The 17641-nt window shown below is 64.6% G+C and carries 15 protein-coding genes; 12 read left to right on the forward strand and 3 right to left on the reverse strand.

The window, feature by feature from the left end:
• Positions 1-11 precede the first annotated feature (11 nt).
• Positions 12-2108 carry a 3-hydroxyacyl-CoA dehydrogenase NAD-binding domain-containing protein gene (locus BJA_RS39695; protein ID WP_011090545.1) on the reverse strand — a complete coding sequence of 699 codons (2097 nt, stop codon included), beginning with the start codon at positions 2106-2108 and terminating at the stop codon, positions 12-14.
• Between the two features lie 130 nt (positions 2109-2238).
• Here BJA_RS39695 and BJA_RS39700 point away from each other — a divergent pair, with 130 nt between their 5' ends.
• The 9 genes from BJA_RS39700 to BJA_RS39740 all read left to right on the forward strand — a co-directional run bounded on the left by BJA_RS39700 (position 2239) and on the right by BJA_RS39740 (position 12145).
• Positions 2239-3105: an IclR family transcriptional regulator gene (locus BJA_RS39700; protein ID WP_028173799.1), complete on the forward strand. Its 867-nt coding sequence runs from the start codon at positions 2239-2241 to the stop codon at positions 3103-3105.
• Positions 3106-3171: 66 nt separating this feature from the next.
• A complete protein-coding gene (locus tag BJA_RS39705; RefSeq protein ID WP_011090547.1) occupies positions 3172-3969 on the forward strand; it encodes an ABC transporter ATP-binding protein in 798 nt (265 codons plus the stop codon).
• The gene (locus BJA_RS39710) at positions 3966-4679 is read left to right on the forward strand and encodes an ABC transporter ATP-binding protein (protein ID WP_011090548.1); all 714 of its coding nucleotides are present in this window, start codon (positions 3966-3968) and stop codon (positions 4677-4679) included. The genes BJA_RS39705 and BJA_RS39710 overlap by 4 nt, the downstream gene beginning before the upstream one ends.
• A 12-nt stretch (positions 4680-4691) precedes the next feature.
• Positions 4692-5570 (forward strand): branched-chain amino acid ABC transporter permease, encoded by an 879-nt coding sequence (locus BJA_RS39715; protein ID WP_011090549.1) that lies wholly within the window; start codon positions 4692-4694, stop codon positions 5568-5570.
• Positions 5571-5572: 2 nt separating this feature from the next.
• Complete coding sequence (locus BJA_RS39720; RefSeq protein ID WP_011090550.1) at positions 5573-6592, forward strand: branched-chain amino acid ABC transporter permease; 1020 nt, start codon at positions 5573-5575, stop codon at positions 6590-6592.
• Positions 6593-6617: 25 nt separating this feature from the next.
• Positions 6618-7847 (forward strand): ABC transporter substrate-binding protein, encoded by a 1230-nt coding sequence (locus BJA_RS39725; protein ID WP_063921556.1) that lies wholly within the window; start codon positions 6618-6620, stop codon positions 7845-7847.
• Between the two features lie 121 nt (positions 7848-7968).
• Positions 7969-9195: an ABC transporter substrate-binding protein gene (locus BJA_RS39730; RefSeq protein WP_011090552.1), complete on the forward strand. Its 1227-nt coding sequence runs from the start codon at positions 7969-7971 to the stop codon at positions 9193-9195.
• A gap of 239 nt (positions 9196-9434) precedes the next feature.
• Complete coding sequence (locus BJA_RS39735; RefSeq protein WP_011090553.1) at positions 9435-10664, forward strand: ABC transporter substrate-binding protein; 1230 nt, start codon at positions 9435-9437, stop codon at positions 10662-10664.
• Between the two features lie 197 nt (positions 10665-10861).
• Positions 10862-12145, forward strand: a complete 1284-nt coding sequence (locus BJA_RS39740) for a glycerate kinase type-2 family protein (protein ID WP_011090554.1) — start codon at positions 10862-10864, stop codon at positions 12143-12145.
• Between the two features lie 356 nt (positions 12146-12501).
• On the opposite strand, the gene BJA_RS39745 is transcribed toward BJA_RS39740, so the two are convergent.
• Positions 12502-13035, reverse strand: coding sequence for a MarR family winged helix-turn-helix transcriptional regulator (locus BJA_RS39745; protein ID WP_011090555.1), 534 nt, complete (start codon positions 13033-13035; stop codon positions 12502-12504).
• 177 nt (positions 13036-13212) lie between these two features.
• On the opposite strand from BJA_RS39745, the gene BJA_RS39750 reads away from it, so the two are divergent.
• Genes BJA_RS39750 through BJA_RS39760 form a run of 3 tightly spaced genes read left to right on the forward strand, consistent with a single transcriptional unit; the run spans position 13213 to position 16758 of the window.
• A complete protein-coding gene (locus tag BJA_RS39750) occupies positions 13213-14253 on the forward strand; it encodes a branched-chain amino acid ABC transporter permease (protein ID WP_028173794.1) in 1041 nt (346 codons plus the stop codon).
• Between the two features lie 7 nt (positions 14254-14260).
• On the forward strand, positions 14261-16030 hold the full coding sequence (locus tag BJA_RS39755) for a branched-chain amino acid ABC transporter ATP-binding protein/permease (RefSeq protein ID WP_011090557.1): 1770 nt from the start codon (positions 14261-14263) through the stop codon (positions 16028-16030).
• Complete coding sequence (locus BJA_RS39760; protein ID WP_011090558.1) at positions 16027-16758, forward strand: ABC transporter ATP-binding protein; 732 nt, start codon at positions 16027-16029, stop codon at positions 16756-16758. The genes BJA_RS39755 and BJA_RS39760 overlap by 4 nt, the downstream gene beginning before the upstream one ends.
• Before the next feature lie 153 nt (positions 16759-16911).
• Here BJA_RS39760 and BJA_RS39765 read toward each other — a convergent pair whose 3' ends face one another.
• A complete protein-coding gene (locus tag BJA_RS39765) occupies positions 16912-17535 on the reverse strand; it encodes a pyridoxamine 5'-phosphate oxidase family protein (RefSeq protein ID WP_011090559.1) in 624 nt (207 codons plus the stop codon).
• Between the last annotated feature and the right edge of the window lie 106 nt (positions 17536-17641).

A 17641-nucleotide genomic window follows, 5' to 3' on the forward strand; every position in this document is an offset into this window, starting at 1 on the left:
GCCAGCGGCCATCACGCCGCCTTCGACGCCGCCGCAAGCGAGGCGAAGGTCTTGCCCTCCGCCGCGAGCTTCTTCAGCAGCGGCGCGGGCTCGAGGCTGGGGTCGTTGGTTTCCTTGGCGTAGAACGAGAGGCGATCGGCGATGTGCTTGAGGCCGACGGTGTCGGCCCAGAACATCGGGCCGCCGCGATAGATCGGCCAGCCATAGCCATAGAGCCAGACCACGTCGATGTCGGAGGGGCGCGCCGCGATGCCTTCTTCGAGGATCTTTGCGCCCTCGTTGATCATCGGATACATCATGCGCTCGAGGATCTCCTCGTCGCTGACGGCGCGCTTCTTGCGGCCGAGGCGGGCAAGCGTCTCGTCGATCAGCTTCTCGACCTCAGGGTCGGGCAGCGCCGAGCGGGAGCCGGCTTCGTACTTGTAGTAGCCCTTGCCGGTCTTCTGGCCGAAGCGGCCGGCTTCGCAGAGCGCGTCCGCGATCTCGGACTTGATGCCGCGGTCTTTCCGCGAGCGCCAGCCGATGTCGAGGCCGGCGAGATCGCCCATCGCGAACGGCCCCATCGGCATGCCGAACTTGGTGACGACCGCGTCGACCTGTTGCGGCAAGGCACCTTCGAACAGCAGCTTCTCGGACTGCTTGCCGCGCTGCGCCAGCATGCGGTTGCCGACGAAGCCGTCGCAGACGCCGACCACGGCCGGCACCTTCGCGATCTTGCGCGCGATGGTGACGGCGGTCACCAGCGCATCCGGCGCGGTCTTGTCGGCGCGCACGATTTCGCACAGCTTCATGACGTTGGCCGGCGAGAAGAAGTGCATGCCGAGCACGTCCTGCGGACGCTTGGTCGACTTCGCGATCTCGTCGATGTTGAGATACGAGGTGTTGGAGGCGAGCACGGCGCCGGGCTTCGCAAACTGGTCGAGCTTGCCGAACACTTCCTTCTTGACCGCCATGGTCTCGAACACGGCCTCGATGACGAGGTCGGCATCGCCGACATTCTCGATGCCGACGACGCCGGTGATCAGCGCCATGCGCTTGGCGGGCGCGTCCGCCGGGATGCCGCCGCGCGCGGCGGTCGCTTCCCAGTTCTTCTGCATGATGCCGAGGCCGCGCTTGAGCTGCTCCTCGCCGGTCTCGATCAGGGTGACGGGAACCCCGGCATTGGCAAACGACATCGCGATGCCGCCGCCCATGGTGCCGGCGCCGAGAATGGCAACACGGTTGACGGGGCGCGACTTGGTGCCCTCGGGCACGCCGGCGATCTTGGCGGCCTCACGCTCGGCGAAGAAGGCGTAGCGCTGCGCCTTGGACTGGTCGCTGGCGACCAGCTTGAGGAAGCCCTCGCGTTCCTTCTTCAGGCCCTCGTCGAACGGAAAATCGATGGCGTAGCCGACCGCGTCGGCGGCCGCGAACGGCGCCTCCAGCCCGCGCGACTTCTTGGTCATGGCGGCGACCGCATTGGTGAAGATCGAGCGGTCGGCCTTGGCGGCCGCGAGCTTGGAATCGTCGTCGCGCAGGCGGCGCAGCGGACGCTTCTCGGCCAGCAATTTGCGGACGAAGGCTTCGCCGCCGGAGGCCGGACCCTCGACGATCTCCTCGATCAGGCCGTTCTTGAGCGCTTCCGCCGCACCGATCGGATCGCCGCCGACGATCATCTTGACGGCGAGTTCGGGGCCGACCGCGCGCGGCAGGCGCTGGGTGCCGCCGGCGCCCGGCAGCAGGCCGAGCTTCACCTCGGGCAGGCCGAGCTTGGCCTCCTTCACCGCAACGCGGAAATGACAGGCCAGCGCGACCTCGAGGCCGCCGCCGAGCGCGGTGCCGTGAATTGCGGCAACGACCGGCTTCGGCGAGTTCTCGATCTCGGACAGCACGTCGTTGAGGGCGGGCGCCTTCGGCGGCTTGCCGAATTCGGTGATATCGGCACCGGCGATGAAGGTGCGGCCGGCGCAGGTCAGCACGATGCCCTTGATCGCGGGATCGGCGACCGCGGCCTTGATGCACTCCAAAATGCCACCGCGGACTGCGGCACTCAGCGCATTGACCGGAGGGCTGTTGACCGTGACGATCCCGACTTCGTCATGACGCTCAAGCTTGACCACTTCGCTCACGGTTTCCCTCCTTGGTGGGGATTTACTTTTGTTCGATTTCGCGGTGCGGAATTTAATTCCGCATCTTGACGGCAGGGTTATTTTGAAGCACGGACGTTGTCAACGACTCCGCGCAAGAAGCAGATCAGGGATGAAGCGTACAGGAAAGAAGACTGCGACCGATCGGAATTTCGTCGTCGCGCTTTCCCGCGGACTTGATGTATTGCGCGCATTCCAACCCAGCGACGGACTTCTCGGCAACCAGGAGATCGCGGCCCGCACCAATCTGCCCAAGCCGACCGTTTCGCGCCTGACCTACACATTGACGAAGCTCGGTTATCTGACGCCGGTTCCCCGTTTCGAGAAGTACCAGCTCGCGCCGGCCGCGATGGCGCTCGGCTACGCGGCGTTATCTAATCTCGGCGTTCGGCATTTGTCCGAACCGTTTCGCGAGGAAGTGATGCGCGCGACCGGCGGCGCGGTCGCGATCGGGGGCCGCGACCGTCACAGCATGATCTATTTCGGGCAGAGCCGCGGCAGCGAGACGGTCGGCGTTCAACTTGACGTCGGCTCCCGCGTGCCGATTGCAACCAGCGCCATGGGCCGCGCCTATTTCTGGGCGCTGGCTGACGAAGATCGCGCCGAGCTGTCGCGCGTCCTGCGCGAACATTACGGCAGCCGCTGGCCGAAGATGCGCGATGGCCTCGAACGTTCCGGCGAGACCGTCGCGAAATACGGCTTTGCGATTTCCGTCGGCGACTGGCACGACGACATCGGCGCCGCCGGCGTCGCGCTCAAGCTCAACGATGGAACCGGACCTTACGCATTCAATTGCGGCGCGCCCGCATTCCGCTTCACGGAAGAGCGTTTGATCAACGACATTGGACCGCGTCTGCTTGCGATGGTAAGGAACATCGAAGCGGCACTCGGGGGTCTGATGCCGCATTCCAAAAAAGAAGTCAGCAAAAAGCTGAAATCAGGAGGAAAAGTTGCGCGTGTGGCCGAGGGGTTCAGATAGCCTTTGTCATGATCGGGAGCGGTTCGCATCGCCCCGTCGCCCACTGAAATTTGTGGGCGAGACGAGATGACGCAGGCACAGCTCGCGCAGGGGACATCGCCCCTGCTCGCGGTTCGCGACGTCAGCGTCGTGTTCGGCGGCATCATCGCGCTCAACGGTGTGTCCTTCGACATGCACAAGGGCCAGATCCTCGGATTGATCGGCCCCAACGGCGCCGGCAAGACGACGCTCTTCAACTGCCTCTCGCGGCTCTACCAGCCGTCGTCCGGCGACATCCTGATGGAGGGCGCGAGCATCCTGTCGCGGCCGCCGCACCGGATCGCCGAGATCGGCATCGGCCGCACCTTCCAGAACGTGGCGCTGTTTCCGAACCTCTCGGTGATGGACAACGTCCGCGTCGGCGCCCATTCGAAGACCTCCAGCGACATCATCAGCGACTCCCTGAGACTGGCCTGGGTCCGGCGCAGCGAGAACGACGTGAACAAGAAGGTGTACGAGATCCTCGCCTATCTCGACCTCGAGGAGGTCGCGCACACCGTCGTGTCCGGCCTGCCCTTCGGCACGCAGAAGCGCGTCGAGCTGGCGCGCGCACTGGCGGCCGATCCGAAGATCCTGCTGCTCGACGAGCCGGCCGGCGGCCTCAATCACGAGGAAGTCTACGTGCTTGGCGACCTCATCCGCCGCATCCGCGACGACCGCCACATGACCGTGCTGCTGGTCGAGCACCACATGGGCCTCGTGATGTCGATCGCCGACCACGTCGTCGCGCTCAATTTCGGCAAGAAGCTCGCGGAAGGCACCCCCGCCCAGGTGCAGGCGGACCCCGACGTCATCAAGGCCTATCTCGGGAGCAAGGACCAATGACGACACTGCTCAACGTCAAGGACCTGCGCGCCTATTACGGCCAGGTCCAGGCGCTCCATGGCCTGTCCTTCTCGCTCAACGAGGGCTCGCTGACGACGCTGCTGGGCGCCAACGGCGCCGGCAAGACCACCACGTTGCGCGCGATCTGCAACATGGTGCGCTCGACCGGCGGAATCGAGTTCGACGGCAAGCCGCTCAACAACCGCTCCACCGAGAGCATCGTGCGGTTCGGCATCGCCCATGTGCCGCAGGGCCGCGGCACCTTCACCAACATGACGGTGGAGGAGAACCTCCAGCTGGGAGCGATCACCCGCAAGGACGGCGCCGGCATCGTCTCCGACATCGAGCGCATGTATGCGCATTTCCCGGTGCTCAAGCAGCGCCACACCCAGCAGGCCGGCACCCTCTCGGGCGGCGAGCAGCAGATGCTCGCGGTCGCCCGCGCCCTGATGCTGCGGCCGCGCCTGATGCTGCTGGACGAGCCGTCCTTCGGCCTCGCCCCTCTCGTCGTGCGCGACCTGTTCGGCATCCTCGGCAAGATCAACCGCGAGGACAAGGTGTCGATCCTGGTGGTCGAGCAGAACGCCCAGCTCGCGCTCGAGCTCGCCGACCAGGCCTACGTGATCGAGACCGGTCGCATCGTGATGTCGGGCAACGCCAAGGACATCGCGAACAACGAAGAAATCCGCAAATCCTATCTGGGTTACTGAGGAGCCGGCACGATGGAGCTTTTCACCAATCAAGTGCTGGCCGGCATCGCCACGGGCGCGATCTATGCCTGCATGGCGCTCGCCGTGGTCATGATCTACCAGGCCATCGACCATCTCAACTTCGCGCAGGGCGAGATGGCGATGTTCTCGACCTTCATCTCCTGGCAGCTGATGCAGTGGGGCATCCCCTACTGGGCCGCTTTCGTCATCACGCTGGCGCTCTCCTTCGTCGGCGGCATCGCGATCGAGCGCATCCTGTTCAAGCCGCTGGCGAAGGCGCCCGTGCTGACCAACGTCGCCGGCTTCATCGCGCTGTTCGCGATCATCAACTCCTCGGCCGGCCTGATCTGGGACTTCACCATCAAGCAATATCCGACCCCGTTCGGCTCTTCGCCGTTCCTCGGCAGCCAGCTGATCTCGACCCACCAGGCCGGCATGATCGGCGTCACCGTGCTGCTGCTGCTCGGCCTGTATTTCTTCTTCCAGTACACGCGGATCGGCCTTGCCATGCGCGCGGCCGCCTCGGTGCCTGAATCGGCGCGCCTCGTCGGCATCAACACGAGCTGGATGATCGCGCTCGGCTGGGGCATGGCGTCCGCGATCGGCTCGATCGCCGGCATGCTGATCGCGCCCGTGGTGTTCCTCGAGCCCAACATGATGGGCGGCGTGTTGATCTACGGCTTTGCCGCCGCGGTGCTGGGCGGACTGACCAGCCCGTTCGGCGCCGTGGTCGGCGGCTTCCTGGTCGGCATCTTCGAGAATCTCGCCGGCACCTACATCCCCGGCGTCGGCAACGAGCTGAAACTCCCGATCGCGCTCGCGCTGATCATCTCCGTCCTGGTCGTCAAACCCGCTGGTCTGTTCGGCCGGCACATCGTCAAGCGAGTTTGATCATGAGCGCAGCAGAAGAAGTCGTCGCCGAAGGCCATCAGGCGGTCGAGGCCGTTCCGAAGCGCGCCATGACGCTGGGCACCGGCACCTCGCTGGTGGTGCTGGCTGCGCTGCTGATCGCACCCGTCTTCGTCAAGAACTTCATCATCTTCCAGATGACGATGCTTCTGATCTACGGGCTCGCGGTGCTGGCGCTGAACATCCTGACCGGCGGGTCGGGCCAGTTCTCGCTCGGCCAGAGCGCCTTCTACGCCGTCGGCGCCTATACGACGGCGGTGCTGATGGAGCACTTCAACATCAACTATGCGCTGACGCTGCCGGTCGCCGGCGTGGTCTGCTTCGGCTTCGGCTTCCTGTTCGGACAGCCGGCGCTGCGGCTCTCCGGCGTCTATCTGGCGCTCGCGACCTTCGCGCTCGCCACCGCCATGCCGCAGCTTCTGAAGCTGAACTTCCTCGAGCACTGGACCGGCGGCGTGCAGGGCCTCGTCGTCACCAAGCCCGACGCGCCGTTCGGCCTGCCGATGTCGCAGGACATGTGGCTGTACTACTTCACGCTGGTCGTCGTGATCGCGATCTACATCTTCTCGGTGAACCTGCTGCGCTCCCGTTCGGGCCGCGCCTTCATGGCGATCCGCGACAACGAGATCGCGGCCTCCGCCATGGGCGTGGACGTCGCGCTGTACAAGACCCTGGCCTTCGGCGTCTCCGCGGCCATCACCGGTATCGCCGGCTCGCTCGGCGCCATCGCGGTGCAGTTCGTGGCGCCCGACAGCTACACCATCACGCTCGCGATCTCGCTGTTCCTCGGCATGGTCGTCGGCGGCGTCGGCTGGCTGCCCGGCTCGATCGTCGGCGCCGCCTTCATCATCTTCGTGCCGAACATCGCGGAAGGCATCTCCAAGGGCCTCTCCGGCGCCGTGTTCGGCGTGCTCCTGTTCGCCGTCATCTACCTCGTGCCGCATGGCGCAAGGCAAATCGCAATCCTGGGCCAGCAACTCGCCGGAAGGCTCAGAAAGAACTGAAACCCTCTTAAGGAAGGAGACCAAATTGTTTCTTGGAAGAATAGTGCGAACCACCGCGCTCGTAACGGCGGTCGCGACCCTCAGCTCCGGCGCAGCACTTGCTCAGAAGAAATACGACACCGGCGCGTCCGATACCGAGATCAAGATCGGCAACATCATGCCGTACAGCGGTCCGGCGTCGGCCTATGGCATCATCGGCAAGACCGAAGAAGCCTATTTCAAGATGATCAACGACAAGGGCGGCATCAACGGCCGCAAGATCAACTTCGTCACCTATGACGACGGCTATTCGCCGCCGAAGGCCGTGGAGCAGGTCCGCAAGCTGGTCGAGAGCGACGAGGTGCTGGCCGTGTTCAACCCGCTCGGCACGCCCTCGAACAGCGCGATCCAGAAATACCTGAACGCCAAGAAGATCCCGCAGCTGTTCGTCGCCACCGGCGCCACCAAGTGGAACGACCCGAAGAACTTCCCCTGGACCATGGGCTGGCAGCCCTCCTACCAGAGCGAAGCGCAGATCTACGCGAAATGGCTGACGAAGGAAAAGCCCGACGCCAAGGTCGCGATCCTCTACCAGAACGACGATTTCGGCAAAGACTACCTCAAGGGCACCAAGGACGGGCTCGGCGCCAAGGCGGCGTCGACCATCATCATGGAGGAGAGCTACGAGGTATCCGAGCCGTCGATCGACGGTCACATCGTCAAGATCAAGGCCGCCAATCCCGACGTGCTGCTGATCTATGCGACCCCGAAGTTCGCGGCCCAGACCATCAAGAAGACCGCCGAGCTCAACTGGAAGCCGCTCCAGATCCTGACCAACGTGTCGATCTCGGTCGGCAGCGTGATGAAGCCGGCCGGCTTCGAGAACGCGCAGGGCGTGCTGTCGGCGGCCTATGCCAAGGACTCGACGGATCCGCAGTGGGCCAACGACCCCGGCATGAAGAAGTGGAACGAGTTCGTCGACAAGTACATGCCGGGTGCCGACAAGTCCGACACCAGCATGGTCTACGGCTATGGTGCCGCGTCGACCCTGGCCAAGGCGCTGGAAATGTGCGGTGACGATCTCACCCGCGCCAACCTGATGAAGCAGGCGGCGAGCCTGAAGGACTTCACGCCGGACACCCTGCTGCCTGGGGTCAAGATCAACACCAGCGCCACCGACTTCGCTCCGATCGCGCAGCTCCAGATGCAGCGCTTCAAGGGCGAGAGGTGGGAACTGTTCGGCGAGATCATCAGCGGCGACGTCGCCTCCGAGTGACACGCTGACGCAATAAGCCGACCGTAAAGAAGCCCCCGCAGGCGACCGCGGGGGCTTTTTGTTGACGGCGGGCGTCAATCTTGTTCAATGCGGCGCTGATCCAGCCCGGGGTAGGAGAACAATGACTGCCGTTCGTTTTCAGGTTGCGGCCCTCGCGGCCGCACTCGCGTTGTGCACTGCGATGACTGGCCCGGTGCTGGCGCAAAAGAAATACGACAGCGGCGCTTCCGATACCGAGATCAAGATCGGCAACATCATGCCCTATAGCGGGCCGGCCTCCGCCTATGCCGTGATCGGCAAGACCGAGGAAGCCTATTTCAACAAGATCAATGCCGAGGGGGGCGTCAACGGCCGCAAGATCAAGTTCATCTCCTATGACGACGGCTATTCGCCGCCGAAGACGGTGGAGCAGGCGCGCAAGCTGGTCGAGAGCGACGGGGTGCTCCTGATCTTCGGCTCGCTCGGCACCTCGACCAACGGCGCGATCCGCAAATACATGAACGAGAAAAAGGTGCCGCAATTGTTCGTGGCGAGCGGCGCCTCGAAGTGGAACGATCCCAGGCAATATCCCTGGACCATGGGCTGGCAGCCGAGCTACGCGAGCGAGGCGCGCATCTATGCCAAATACGTCATGAAGGAGAAGCCGGACGCGAAGATCGGAGTGCTCTACCAGAACGACGATTTCGGCAAGGACTATCTGAAGGGGCTGAAGGGCGGCCTGGGGGCCAAGGCGTCGATGATCGTGCTGGAAGAGGCCTACGACACCTCGGAGCCGGCCGTCGACGAGCACGTCGTGAAGCTGAAGGCCTCGGGCGCCGACGTCTTCATCAGCATCACCACACCGAAATTCGCAGCCCAGGCGATCAAGAAGGCGGCCGAGATCAACTGGCATCCGATGCAGATCATCTCCAACGTCTCGGCCTCGGTCGGCGGCGTGCTGGAGCCGGCGGGAATCGAGATCTCGCAAGGCATTCTCTCGGCCAGCTACACCAAGGACGGCTCGGACCCGCAATGGAACGCCGATGAGGGCATGAAGAAGTTCTATAACTTCCTCGCGCAATTCGATCCCAAGGCGAACAAGCTCGATGCCGGCGTGGTGTTCGGCTATGCCGCCGCCCAGACCATGGTGAAGGTGCTGCACATGTGCGGCGACGACCTCACCCGCGAGAACGTCATGAAGCAGGCCGCTTCCTTGAAGGATTTCGAGCCGGACACGCTGCTGCCCGGCATCAGGATCAACACCGCGCCGGACAATTTCGCCCCGATCGAACAGCTCCAGATGATGCGGTTCAAGGGCAAGAAATGGGAGCTGTTCGGCGACATCATCTCGAGCGATACGGGACATTAGCTGGATCAACTCAAAATCGATATACTCGCGTTAAACAACTCAAGGCAGTCGCGCTGTCTCGCACTCGCACACGAGACCGCGCCCGTCCCTGACTACTAAAGAAGCAGCCCCTGCGACGCCGTCGCGGGGGCTTTCTGTTGAAGGCACAGGACAAATCGTATTGAATTGCGGCGGCGTCGCCAAAAACAATCAAGACAAGAAACGGGACGCACACACACCAAGAAAATAGGGAGATAGGAATGCCCGCTGTCACCGGCAAACTTGCGGCCGCGTCACTGGCGCTTGCGCTCGTTGCGGCCTCGGCCTCCACTGCATCGGCCCAGAAGAAATACGATACCGGCGCGACCGACACCGAGATCAAGATCGGCAACATCATGCCCTACAGCGGACCGGCCTCCGCCTACGGCATCATCGGGCGAACCGAAGCCGCCTATTTCAAGAAGATCAACGAAGAGGGCGGGATCAACGGCCGCAAGATCAACTACATCAGCTATGACGACGCCTATTCGCCGCCGAAGACGGTCGAGCAGGCGCGCAAGCTGGTCGAGAGCGACGAGGTGCTGTTCATCTTCAACTCGCTCGGCACGCCGCCCAACTCGGCGATCCAGAAGTACATGAATTCGAAGAAGGTGCCGCAGCTGTTCGTCGCCACCGGCGCCACCAAGTGGAACGATCCGCAGAACTTCCCCTGGACCATGGGCTGGCAGCCCAACTACCAGAGCGAGACGCAGATCTACGCGAAGTGGCTCTTGAAGAACAAGCCGGACGCCAAGATCGCCGTGCTCTACCAGAACGACGATTACGGCAAGGACTACCTCAAGGGCCTGAAGGACGGCCTGGGAGCCAAGGCTGCCTCGATGATCGTGATCGAGGAGAGCTACGAGACCTCCGAGCCGACCATCGACAACCACATCGTCAAGCTGAAATCGACCGGCGCCGACGTGTTCATGAACATCACGACGCCGAAATTCGCGGCGCAGGCGATCAAGAAGAATTCCGAGATCGGCTGGAAGCCGCTGCACTTCCTCAACAACGTCTCCGCCTCCGTCGGCAGCGTGATGAAGCCCGCCGGCTTCGAGAACGGCCAAGACATCATCTCGGCCGACTATCTCAAGGACGTGTCCGATCCGGCATGGAACAATGACGCGGGCATGAAGGAATTTCTCGCCTTCATGACCAAGTACTTCCCGGAAGGCGACAAGCTGGACAAGGGCACCATCGTCGGCTTCGCCGTGGCGCAGACGGTGGTTCAGGTCCTCAAGCAGTGCGGTGACAATCTCACGCGCGAGAACATCATGAAGGAAGCCGCCAACCTGAAGAACTTCCGCACCGAGGCGCTGCTGCCCGGCATCCAGATCAACACCGGGCCGAACGACTTCGCGCCGATCAGCCAGCTCCAGCTCGAAAAGTTCAAGGGCGAACGCTGGGAGCTGTTCGGCGACGTGATCAGCGCCGACGCCGGCGGCTAGCCGTCCAGCAACATCCAGTTGCGCGAAAGGCCCCCCGCGAGACCATCGCGGGGGGCCTTTTTGTCGCGCGGCGATTATGATCACGCGATTGCACAATCGAATGATGGTAAACCCTGCTTACGCTTTCGCGCATGATACGGTAGGCAGGTGAACGGCGAATTCGCCGCCATCGCTTCAGTCTGCTCAAGGCCATCGTCATGACCGACCGACGTCCCCTGCTCCGCGCGCTCTACGACGCCGCCGTTGCCGCCGCGCATCCGAGTACAATTCTGGCGCCGCATCTGCGGCCGGCCCCGACAGGACGCGTGATCTGCCTCGCCGCCGGCAAGGGCGCCGGCGCGATGGCCGCGGCCGCCGAGCGGCATTATCTCGACACGCTGAAGCTCGCGCCGGAGCGGCTGGTTGGCATCGCCACCACGCGCCACGGCTACGGCGTGCCGACACGCCGCATCCGCGTGGTCGAAGCCGGCCATCCCGTGCCCGATGAAGCCGGCCTCAAGGGCGCGGCCGACACGCTCGCGCTCGCGGGCGAGGCCGGGCCCGACGACCTGCTTCTGGTCCTGCTCACCGGCGGTGGCTCGGCGAACTGGATCGCGCCGGTGGACGGCATCAGTTTCGCGCAGAAGCAGGCGGTCAACAAGGCGCTGCTGCGTTCGGGCGCGCCGATCGGCGAGATGAACGTCGTGCGCAAGCATCTGTCGCGCATCAAGGGCGGGCGGCTGGCGCGCGCCGGCAGGAACGCCGCCGAGATCGTGACGCTCGCGATCTCCGACGTGCCGCATGACGATCCCTCCGCGATCGCCTCCGGCCCCACCGTGCCCGATCCGACCACGCTGGCGGATGCGCGCGCGATCGTGGCCAGGTACAAGCTCGATATCGACCATGCCGTGCGCCGCGCGCTCGACAATCCCGATAACGAAAGCTGCAAGCCGGATGATGCCGCCTTTGCGCGCGCATCATTCGAATTGATCGCGCGGCCCAAGCAGTCGCTCGACGCCGCGGTGAAGCTCGCCAAAGAGGCCGGCTACGAGACGATTGATCTCGGCGCCGATCTCGAAGGCGAGGCGCGCGAGGTCGCGGCCCATCATGCCGGACTCGCGTTGCAGGCGCGTGCGCAGGGCAAGCGCATCGCGATCCTCTCCGGCGGCGAGCTCACGGTCACCGTGCGCGGCCAGGGGCGCGGCGGTCCGAACCAGGAATACGCGCTGGCGCTCGCCGGCCTCTTGAAGGACACGGCCGGCATCTCCGCGCTCGCGGGCGACACCGACGGCGCCGACGGCGGCGCCGGCCACCCTACCGACCCCGCAGGCGCGCTGATCGACGCGGCCACGTTTGCGAAGATGAAGGCGCTGGCACTCCAGCCGCAGGCCTATCTCGACAACAACGACGCGACGACGTTCTTCGAGGCGACCGGCGATCTGCTGATGCCCGGCCCGACGCTGACGAACGTGAATGATATCAGGGTGATCCTGGTGGATTGAGCGAGCGCTTCTCGCTCCGCTGCGTTCCCTCCCCCTTGCGGGGCAGGGCTATCGCATGTGGTTTGCATGATGCGGCGGCATCGGCACTCGGCTCCCTCTCCCGCTTGCGGGGGAGGGCTGGGGTGGGGGTGTCTCCGCGTCGGGATTGCCTGGGATTGCGGAGAACGTCCCTGCGTGGCGAGAGCCCTCACCCGCCGCGCTCGGGACGATGCTTCGCATCGCCCGGGGCGCGTCGGCCTCTCCCGCAAGCGGGAGAGGCGGAGCAAACCCGCGGACAATTCTCGTGAAATCCACATGCGATAGCCCTGCCCCCGCAAGGGGGGAGGGAGCAGAGAGAGCGTGCGGTTAAGCCCAGCTCAAAACTCGTTGGCGATCTTCGAGAGCATCTCGATCAGGGCTTCGCGGTTGGCCTGGCCGAGCAGGTCGTTCAGCCGCGCCTCGTGCTTGGTGGCGACGAGCTTTTTCGCCCGCGTCAGCACAGCCTTGCCCTTGTCGGTCAGGACCAGGATATGCGAGCGGCGGTCGTTGGTGGAACGGATCCGCGCACAAAGGTCGCGGCTTTCGAGATTGTCGAGCATGGCCACGAAATTCGGGCGCAGGATGCCGAGGGTGGAGGCGATCTCGGTCTGGTTCCGCCCCGGGTTCTTCTCGACCAGCAGCAGCACCGAGAACTGCGCGGGGGTGAGCTGGAGCGAGGCCATGCAGCGCAGGAAGTTCTCGAACACCTTGAGCTGCGCCCGCTTCAGCACATAGCCGAGCTGTTCGGAGAGCTCGCCGAGCTGGAGGGCATCGGTAGAGCCCTGGCCCTGGGCCTCGGCCGCGTCCTTGCGGCCCTTGGCCGAGTCAGCCGGTTTTTCTGAAGACTTTTCAGCGGTTTTGGAAACGGTCATCGCCTCGTGCTCGTAATCCCGCTAAATTCGGGGCGGGTCGCCCGCCACCCTTGAAGTTATATTTGATAATTGTTATGCACCATATCAAATATCGTCAGCGTATTTCAATGGCTGTGAGGGACCATCCACCGCGATTGCGGAGACCGGTCCTTAATCTTTGAGGGGGAGCGTCCGGTCTTGAACACCACTATCATGCTGTTCCTGGTGCAGGACGGCATCACCAATGGCGCGATCTATGCGCTGCTCGGCCTCGCGCTGGTGCTGGTGTTCGCCGTTACCCGCGTGATCCTCATTCCCCAGGGCGAGTTCGTTACCTATGGCGCGCTGACCTATGCCTCGCTGGCCGCGGGCCAGATGCCGGGCACGGCAAAGCTCGCGCTCGCCCTCGGCATCGGCGCCTTCGGCTTCGACCTGTTCGTGGCCCGCAAGGCGCTGCATGGCCGGCTGATCCTGCGCAGCGTCCTCACCAATATCGTGCTGCCGGCCATCGTGCTGGCGCTGACAATCTACTTCGCCGCCCAGAAGCCGCCGGTGGCGGTCTGCATCGCGCTGTCGCTGGTGATCGTGGCGATGATCGGCCTGTATCTCTACCGCATCGCGTTCCAGCCGCTGGCGCACACCTCGGTGCTGGTGCTGCTGATCGCCTCCGTGGGCGTCCACCTCGCGCTGCAGGGACTGGGCCTGCTGTTCTTCGGCGCCGAGGGCCAGCGCGGACCTGCCGTGCTGTCCGGCTCTTTCACCGCCGGCGCGCTGCGTTTCACCGGCCAGAGCATCACCGTCTACGCCATCACCATCGCCTTCATCGTCGGGCTCTGGCTGTTCTTCGGCCTGACGCTCTACGGCAAGGCGCTGCGCGCGACCGCCGTGAACCGGCTAGGGGCGCGGCTCGCTGGCATCCGCACCACGCTGTCGGGGCAGATCGCCTTCCTGCTGGCGTCCGTCATCGGCGCGCTGTCGGGCATCATGATCGTGCCGATCACGACGCTCTATTACGACAGCGGCTTCCTGATCGGGCTGAAGGGTTTCGTTGCCGCGATCATCGGCGGCCTCGTCAGCTACCCCCTCACCGCCGTCGCCGCGCTGGTCGTCGGCATCGTCGAGGCGTTCTCGTCCTTCTACGCCTCCAACTACAAGGAAGTGATCGTCTTCATGCTGCTGATCCCCGTGCTGCTGCTGCGCTCGCTCGCCGCGCCCGCGGTCGAGGAAGAGAAGGACTGACGCTAAGATGCAGAGCCGGCTCCCCATCCTCGTCTTCGCGCTTGTCATGGCGGCGATCCCGTTTGTCCCGGGCATGCCGCCGTTCTGGATCGTGCTGCTCGACAATATCGGCCTTGCCGCCCTCGTCGCGATGGGCCTCGTGCTGCTGACGGGCGTCGGCGGCCTGACCTCGTTCGGACAAGCCGCCTTCGTCGGCTTCGGCGCCTACACCACCGCGGTGCTGTCGACGAGCTACGGCCTGTCGCCCTGGCTGACGCTGCCGTTGTCGCTCGTGGTCAGCGGATCGCTGGCGGTGCTGCTTGGCCTCGTCACCGTCCGCCTCTCCGGCCACTATCTGCCGCTCGGCACGCTCGCCTGGGGGCTCGGCCTGTTCTATCTCTTCAGCAAGCTGGAGTTTTTGGGCCGCAACGACGGCATCTCGGCGATCCCGCCGCTGTCGATCGGCGCGTTCAAGATGCTCTCGCCCGGCTCGATCTACTACGCGATCTGGGTCGCCGTGATCCTCTCGGCCCTGCTCACGATGAACCTGCTGGACTCCCGCACCGGCCGCGCCATCCGCGCGCTCAGGCGCGGCCATGTCGCCGCCGAGGCGTTCGGCGTGCACACGCCGCGGGCAAAGCTACTGGTGTTCATCCACGCCGCGGTGCTAGCCGGTCTCTCCGGCTGGCTCTATGCCCACCTTCAGCGCGCGGTGAACCCGACGCCGTTCGGCGCACAGGCCGGCATCGAATATCTCTTCATCGCGGTGGTCGGCGGCGCCGGCTATGTCTGGGGCGGCGTGCTGGGCGCGGCGATCGTCGTGGTCCTGAAAGAGGTGCTGCAAAGCTATCTGCCGCTGCTCCTGCCGGGTTCCGGCCAGGTCGAGACCATCGTGTTCGGCATCATGCTGGTGGCGCTGTTGCAACTCGCGCCCGGCGGCGTCTGGCCCTGGCTGATGTCGTTCCTGCCCGAGCCTACCCGCGGCAGGAAGCCGGACACCTCGCTGAAGCTGGAGCAGCGCACCCGCGCGCCCGGCGAAGCCAGCGTCCTGCTCCAGGTCGAGAAGGCACGCAAGCAATTCGGCGGCGTGATCGCGGTCAACAACGTTTCCTTCGAGGTCCAGGCCCGCGAGATCGTCGCGCTGATCGGGCCGAACGGCGCCGGCAAGAGCACGACGTTCAACCTGATCACCGGCGTGCTGTCGGCGACCTCAGGCTCGATCTCGGTGCTTGGCAAGAGGCTCGACAACGCGCCGCCGCAGGAGATCGTCAAGCTCGGCATCTCCCGCACCTTCCAGCACGTGAAGCTGGTCCCCGACATGACCGTGCTGGAGAACGTCGCTATCGGCGCGCATCTGCGCGGTCATTCGGGGCCGATCTCCTCCATGCTGCGGCTCGACCGCGCCGACGAGGCAAAGCTGCTCGCCGAGGCCGCACGCCAGATCGAGCGCGTCGGGCTTGCCGACCAGATGCACCAGCTCGCAGGTTCGCTCTCGCTCGGCCAGCAGCGCATCGTCGAGATCGCGCGCGCGCTGTGCGTCGATCCGATGCTGCTGCTGCTCGACGAGCCGGCCGCCGGCCTGCGCCACATGGAGAAGCAGCAGCTTGCCAGGCTGCTGCGCGAATTGCGCGACGGCGGCATGAGCGTGCTGCTGGTCGAGCACGACATGGGCTTTGTCATGAACCTCGCCGACCGCATCGTCGTGCTCGATTTCGGCACCAAGATCGCGGAGGGCACGCCCGCCACGATCAAGACCAATCCCGAAGTGATCAAGGCCTATCTCGGAGTGGCGGCATGAGCGCGCTGTTGTCCGTCACCGACGCGCATGTCGCCTACGGCAAGGTCGAGGCCGTGCGTTCGGTCTCGCTCGAGGTCGGGGCGAACCAGATCGTCACCATCGTCGGCGCCAACGGCGCCGGCAAGACCACGCTGCTGTCGGCCATCATGGGCATTCTGCCGCTGAAGGGCCGCGTCGCCTTCGCAGGCCAGGACCTCGCCCGGCTCGACATCGAGGACCGCGTCGCGATGGGCCTCGGCCTCGTCCCGGAGCACCGCGAATTGTTCGTGACCATGAATGTCGAGGACAATCTCGAGCTCGGGGCCTTCCGCATCGAGCGGAGCAAGTCGAAGGCCTCGATGGAGCGGGTCTACACGCTGTTCCCGCGGCTGAAGGAGCGGCGCAAGCAGCTCGCCGGCACGCTCTCCGGCGGCGAGCAGCAGATGCTCGCGATGGGTCGCGCGCTGATGGGCGAGCCGAAGCTCCTGATGCTGGACGAACCGAGCCTCGGTCTCGCCCCGATTATCGTCGCCGACATCTTCCGCATCGTCACCGAGCTCCGCACCGCCGGCGTCTCGGTGCTGCTGGTCGAACAGAACGCGCAGGCCGCGCTCAAGATCGCGGACCAGGCCTATGTGATGGAGCTCGGCGAGTTCGTGCTCAGCGGCAAGGCCAGCGACATCGCCGCGAACGAACGCGTTGCGGCGAGCTATCTCGGCTTCCAGCACGAAGGTGCGAGCGTTCTGTAGTTCTGAGGCGTCGCCACGAACTCAACTGTCATCGTCCGCGAAGGCGGACGATCCAGTACTCCGAGAAGACCGTGGTCGAATCGATAGGTCGCTGCGTACTGGATGCCCCGCCTTCGCGGGGCATGACACCGAAGAATGCGACGAGATTCGCGCCTAGATGCTCGCCGCCTTCTCCTTCAACGCCGCCACCTCCGCTTCCAGCTCGGCGATCCGCTGATCCCTCGCCGCCAGCGCGGCCGCGACATCCGTCGCATCGAACTTCTGCGGAATGTGCTGCGGGCAGTTGGTGTCCCAGGCCGCGATCTTGAACAGGATCACCTGCTCCGGCCGCGCGCGATATCCCTTCGGCATCAGCGACGTCGTCAGCGCATCGTCATCCTCGACCACGCGCGCCTCGCCCCAGATCTTCACCCGGCGGCGATGGGCGTAGTCCATCACGAAGATGTAGGCCTTGGGATTTTCGGACAGGTTTCCCTGCGTGATGTATTGCCGGTTGCCGGCGTAGTCCGTGAAAGCCAACGTCTGCTTATCCAGCACCTTCAAAAACCCCTTCGGCCCGCCACGGTGCTGGATATAGGGCTGGCCATCGGCAGAGGCGGTGGCGAAATAAAAGCTGTTGGCATCGGCCAGGAACGCTGCGAGGTTCTCATCGACCTCGGTGCGCCAGCCGCGCTGCTCGGCATGGGCATAGCCTTCGCGCGATCCCTTTCGGGTCTGGATCGATTTCACCGCCGGCGTGAACGCCACGTCGCTGGCGTAGGTGAGGGTTGCCGTCATCGGAACATCTCCTGGAATCCCGGCGCATTTCTGCGTCTTTCGGCGATTAAAATGGACCTTTCGGCGTTTAAAACAATCCGCCGGCTTGACACTTCATCATTGCAAT

This window comes from Bradyrhizobium diazoefficiens USDA 110 (assembly GCF_000011365.1).
GTDB lineage: Bacteria > Pseudomonadota > Alphaproteobacteria > Rhizobiales > Xanthobacteraceae > Bradyrhizobium > Bradyrhizobium diazoefficiens.